Genomic DNA, 4,749 nt, shown 5'->3' with positions numbered 1-4,749 from the left:
GCTGCCGAAGTAGCGAAACTGGACGAAGCGCGAGGCGATGGTGAAGTACAGCCCGAGGCCGATCAGCATCACGATCAGCAGCTTGCTCCAGATCAGGTCGTTGAGAATGTCGAGCATGGCGGGAGTGTCTCTCTCTTGTTGTTTGGGGAAAATTCAACGTCAGCACGTGGCCTGGGAATGGTTGGCTAGACGCGCTCTCCATGCAATTTCGCAGGTGGCGGCGATGTGGCGCGAGTTGATGCTACAATCGCGCCGCTCGCGCCATAGCCGTTAGGAACAGCACCATGTCGGATTTTTTGGGGCCCAACCTCAAGCTGCTGTGCAGCCACTACCGCTCGATTGCCGAGGTATGCCGCAAGCTGGCGATCAACCGCGCGCAGTTCAATAAATACCTCAATGGCCAGAGCCGCCCGACGGCGCACAATCTCAAACGCATCTGTGATTTTTTCGGCGTCGAGGCCTATGAGCTGAGCCTGCCGGGTGAGCAATTCGCCCACCTGATTGGCGCGCGCGGCAGTGGTCTGGAACAGCAAGCCGGTGGTGATCCGCTGCTGGAGTTGCTACAGCCGCTGCGCGAGTTCGCCAGCAGCCTGTCGCGCTATTGTGGGTATTACTTCGAGTACGCCAACTGCATGTCGGTGCCGGGGCAGATCCTGCTGTCGCTGGTGCATGTGCGCGAGGAGCGCGGCAGCTACCTGTTCGAGCGCCAGGAGCGGCAGGAGCGTCAGGAGCCGTCGCGCGCCGACAGCAGCAAGGCCGAAGACTGGGTGCGCTGTCGCTACCTAGGCGCGGCCTTCTACCTGCAGGACCGGCTGTTTTTGATCGACTACGAGTCGCTGACCGGCAACGAGATGACTCAGACCATCCTGATCCCCAGCTTTAAAAGTCGCATCACCCGCCTCAATGGCCTGAAAACCGGCGTCTCCAGCGGCGATCTGCGCACCCCGGCGTGCACCCGGGTGGTCTGGGAATACCTCGGCGCAGAGATCAACCGGGTCAATGCCTATCGCCAGGTGATGCTCTACGACCCGGACGATTCGCGCATCGATCCGGACATCCGCCAGCGTCTGGCCGGCGCGCACATTCGCGCAGGTCTGTTCGAGATCGAGTAGACGGCTGAGCGCACCATGTAGGTTGGTGTTCAGCCGGCGAGGTAGTCCCACAGCGCTATTTGTGAGTCTCGCACCCTACAGTTCCAGACCTGCTCACGCGCAGTGGCGAAGCTGAGCGCAACAGGCTATTGGAGCATGGCCTTTAACGTGTCTTGCACGGCTGGACAAAACCCGAGTACGCGGCCAGTTCGCGGTCGCGTGGGTCGCCGCTGGCGCCCAGGCCTTCGCGCACGCCAATCTGGTCGGCCTGGCTGCGGTTCTGGCCGAGTTTCCATTTGCCCTCCAGGCGCTCGATGGGCAGGGCAAAACCGACGATGGCGCGCAGCATGCTGTCGATGTAGTCGCGCGGTGCATCGCTCACCGCCCAGGGTTGCGGGCGCTCGGCTTCGTGCAGCGCGCTGAGGCGGCTGACCAGCTGCAGCAAGCGCTCGGCGTCATCAAACACCTCGGCGCGGCCATGGGCCTGCACACTGATGTAGTTCCAGGTCGGCACCACCTTGCCGTGCTCGGCCTTGGCGGCATACCAGGACGGGCTGATATAAGCCTCCGGGCCCTGGAAAATCACCAGCGCCGGGCTGCCTTCGGCGAGATCGCACCACTGCGGGTTGGCCTTGGCGAAGTGGCCGTACAGCGTGCCATAGGGCCCTTCGTCGGCATCGAGTAATAACGGCAGGTGGCTGGCGAGCAAACCCTGCGCGCCATGGCTGACCAGCGTCGGCAGGCGCGTGGCGCGCATCTGCTGGTGCAGTGTGGCGAGGTCGTCCTGGCGGAAGGCGGCGGGTGTATACATGGGCAGGCTCCTGAGCTGATGCGCCATGCTAGGCAGAGTATTGGTCTGTTGTAAGATCCACTTTCTGCGGCTTTCATGGAGCCAATCGCTATGCCTGCCCCGTCTGCTCCGCCGCTCCCGGTCGATCTGTCCGGCATTCGCCTCGATCCGCAGCGCGGCCTGGCGCGCCAGCTGTATCAGGCGCTGCGCGAACGCATCCTCGATGGTCGCCTGCAACGCCGTACGCGCCTGCCGGCCAGTCGTGATCTGGCGAATTTGTTGGGCGTCTCGCGCAACACCGTGATCCGTGCCTTCGACCAGCTCTACGCCGAAGGCTATATCGAGGGCCGTATCGGGGCCGGTACCTATGTCGCCGAGTTGAGCGGGGCGACGCGGCCGGCTCCAGCGGGCGCGACCCAGGTACCAACGATCGCCGCCACCCAGAGCGCAGCCCTGCAGCTGTTGCAGACCCATCATCTGAACCCGCCATTGAGCGGCGCGCCACGGGCCTTTCGCGTCGGCGTGCCGGCCTTCGACCTGTTTCCTTTCGAGACTTGGGCGCGTTTGTCCGCGCGCTTCTGGCGCAAACCATCACCGGCACGCCTGGGTTATGGCGACCCGGCCGGCGATGGGCAATTGCGCGAGTTGATCGCGGCTTACCTGCGCAACAGCCGCGGCCTGCACTGTGACCCGGCGCAGATCCTGGTGACGTGCGGCTCCCAGCAGGCCATCAGCCTGTGCGCCCAGTTGCTGATCGAGCCGGGTGACCGGGTGGCTGTGGAAAACCCCGGCTACCGCGCCGCCGGCCATGCCTTCGCCGTGGCTGGCGCGCAGTTGGCGGGTATTGCCGTGGATGGCGAAGGGCTGGATACCACGGCGCTGGAGCGGGCGGGGCGCTGTCGTCTGGCCTATGTCACGCCCTCGCACCAGTACCCAACCGGGGTGACCCTGTCGCTGGCGCGGCGCCTGGAACTGCTGGACTGGGCCGAGCGCCACGACAGTTGGATAGTCGAGGACGACTACGATGGCGAGTACCGCTACAGCGGCACGCCGCTGGCGCCGTTGGCCGCCCTCGACCGCCAGGGGCGGGTGCTCTACGTCGGCACCTTCTGCAAGATCGCCTTTCCGGCGCTGCGCCTGGGTTATCTGGTGCTGCCGGCCGCCCTGGCCGAGCCCTTCGCCCGTCGCCGCGCCCTGGATATGCGCCACTCGGAGATCGGCAGCCAGGCGGTGATGGCCGAATTTATCGCCGCCGGCCATTTCCAGCGACATATCAGGCGCATGCGTAGCGCCGCGCGTAGTCGTCGCGATGTGCTGCTGGCCGGCTGGCCTGAGTCGGTGCCGGGCTGCGCGCCGCTGCCAGCGGTGGAGGCGGGGCTGCACCTCTGTGTGCGCGTCGACAGCCTGATCCGCGAGCGCGAACTGATCAGCGCCGCTGCAGGGGTTGGCGTGGAGATAAGTGCGCTCAGCAGTTACTGGCTGCCTGGCAGCAGCACGCCTGAGGACCAGCGCGCCGGGTTGGTGCTGGGGTTTGCCGCAGTGCCCGAGGCGCAGATCGCCGAAGCCCTGCTGGCGCTGCGCAGGGCTTGGGGTGATTGTCTCGCTACTGCCTGCTTGTAGGGTGCGCCGCGCGCACCAGGTAGCAGATACCCGGTTGTCAGTGGTGCGCACGGCTAGGCGGCCACGTGCCCCCTCCGCAGGCCAGCCGCAGCCGTTTGCGCAATGAGCACTGCGCTAGCGGCCCGATTCAGCAGCGTTCGGGGTTTTTCGCGCAGCTGCCATATCCTTCGCTGCGCATCTGATCGAGCGCCGCTTGCAGGCGCTCGATCACTTCATCCGGGGTGTCTTTGTTGAGTGCCAGGTAGAGCTGTGACGTCTCAAAACTCAAGACCGTGCTCAGGCCGCTGACGCCGTGCTCCTTGGCGTAGACCCGCCAGACCGGATCGGACGTGGCCCACAGGTCAATCTGCCCGCGCTGCAGCTTGCGCAGGTTTTCCTGATCGCGCAGGGCGTTCTGCAGGGCAAAGCCCAGGCGCTCCAGGTGTTGGCTGACCGCGGCGCTCTGGTAGGCGCCGATGCGGTAGGCCTTGGCCTGCTCCAGGTTATCCAGGCGCGGGGCGCTTCCATCGAGGCCGACCAGCACGCTTTCATACTGGGCGATCGGCCCGACCCATTTGAACAAGGGCCGCCGCGCCTCGCTCAGCGAGGTGGAAAACAGCCCGTGATTGGGCGTTTCCAGGGTCTGTTTATAGATCCGCGCCCAAGGGAAGCGCAGGGTCAGGCTGTAGTCGATGCCGGCGCGTTTGAACATCTCGCGCACGGTATCGGTGCTGAGGCCCTGGATATTCTCATCGCGGGCGAAGTTCTTGTTGTTCGCCGCCATATTGAACGGCGGAAAGTTCTCGGTGAGCAGTATCACCTGGTAATCCCGTGGCAACTCGGCGTGAGCGCAGGAGGCGAACAGCAGGCCAAGCAACAGCTGTAGCGGGAAATAACGGCGCATGGTCGATCACTCCTGTGTAGCGCAGGCGCCCGTGCCAGCCACTTGGCGGCACGGGCTCCCATGACCCAGCGAAAGCCGCCCGGAACAGCGTCCGGGCGGCACAGATTCAGCGCTGATGGAGGGCGTTGGCGGGCACGCTGGCGCCGATCGAGGGCACTCTCAGCGGCGGCGTCGACTCTGGCCAGGCTTCTGGGTCAAGATCCAGATCGGCGAAGTCTTTCGGCTCGAAGACCGGCACCTCTACACCTGCCTTGATCTGCTTGTCGTAGTCGCGCATCAGACGCAGGCCGACCTTGAACAGCAGGGCCAGGGCGATCAGGTTGGCGATGGCCAGCAGGCCCATGGTCACGTCGGCGAAGGCGAAC

At 65.0% G+C, this 4,749-nt stretch carries 5 protein-coding genes; 2 read left to right on the top strand and 3 right to left on the bottom strand.

What is annotated here, in order from left to right; all coding sequences use genetic code 11:
• The first annotated feature begins 284 nt into the window (after positions 1–284).
• Positions 285–1,112, top strand: coding sequence for a helix-turn-helix transcriptional regulator (locus Q8K09_RS18125; protein WP_305256385.1), 828 nt, complete (start codon positions 285–287; stop codon positions 1,110–1,112).
• Positions 1,113–1,254: 142 nt separating this feature from the next.
• Here the strand turns inward: Q8K09_RS18125 and Q8K09_RS18120 are convergent, their stop codons facing one another.
• Entirely contained in the window at positions 1,255–1,902 is a 648-nt protein-coding gene (locus Q8K09_RS18120) for an FMN-binding negative transcriptional regulator (RefSeq protein WP_305256384.1), read from the bottom strand.
• A 90-nt stretch (positions 1,903–1,992) separates the two neighbouring features.
• On the opposite strand from Q8K09_RS18120, the gene Q8K09_RS18115 reads away from it, so the two are divergent.
• The gene (locus Q8K09_RS18115; protein WP_305256383.1) at positions 1,993–3,501 is read left to right on the top strand and encodes a PLP-dependent aminotransferase family protein; all 1,509 of its coding nucleotides are present in this window, start codon (positions 1,993–1,995) and stop codon (positions 3,499–3,501) included.
• Between the two features lie 127 nt (positions 3,502–3,628).
• On the opposite strand, the gene Q8K09_RS18110 is transcribed toward Q8K09_RS18115, so the two are convergent.
• Positions 3,629–4,384: an ABC transporter substrate-binding protein gene (locus tag Q8K09_RS18110; RefSeq protein WP_305256382.1), complete on the bottom strand. Its 756-nt coding sequence runs from the start codon at positions 4,382–4,384 to the stop codon at positions 3,629–3,631.
• Between the two features lie 106 nt (positions 4,385–4,490).
• Positions 4,491–4,749: alanine:cation symporter family protein (locus Q8K09_RS18105; RefSeq protein WP_305256381.1), on the bottom strand; the 259-nt coding region annotated here is incomplete at its 5' end.

Source organism: Pseudomonas sp. (assembly GCF_030683065.1).
Classification (GTDB): Bacteria; Pseudomonadota; Gammaproteobacteria; order Pseudomonadales; family Pseudomonadaceae; genus Aquipseudomonas.
Note: the sequence above shows the minus strand (reverse complement) of the source record. Positions and strands in the feature narration are given on the sequence as shown.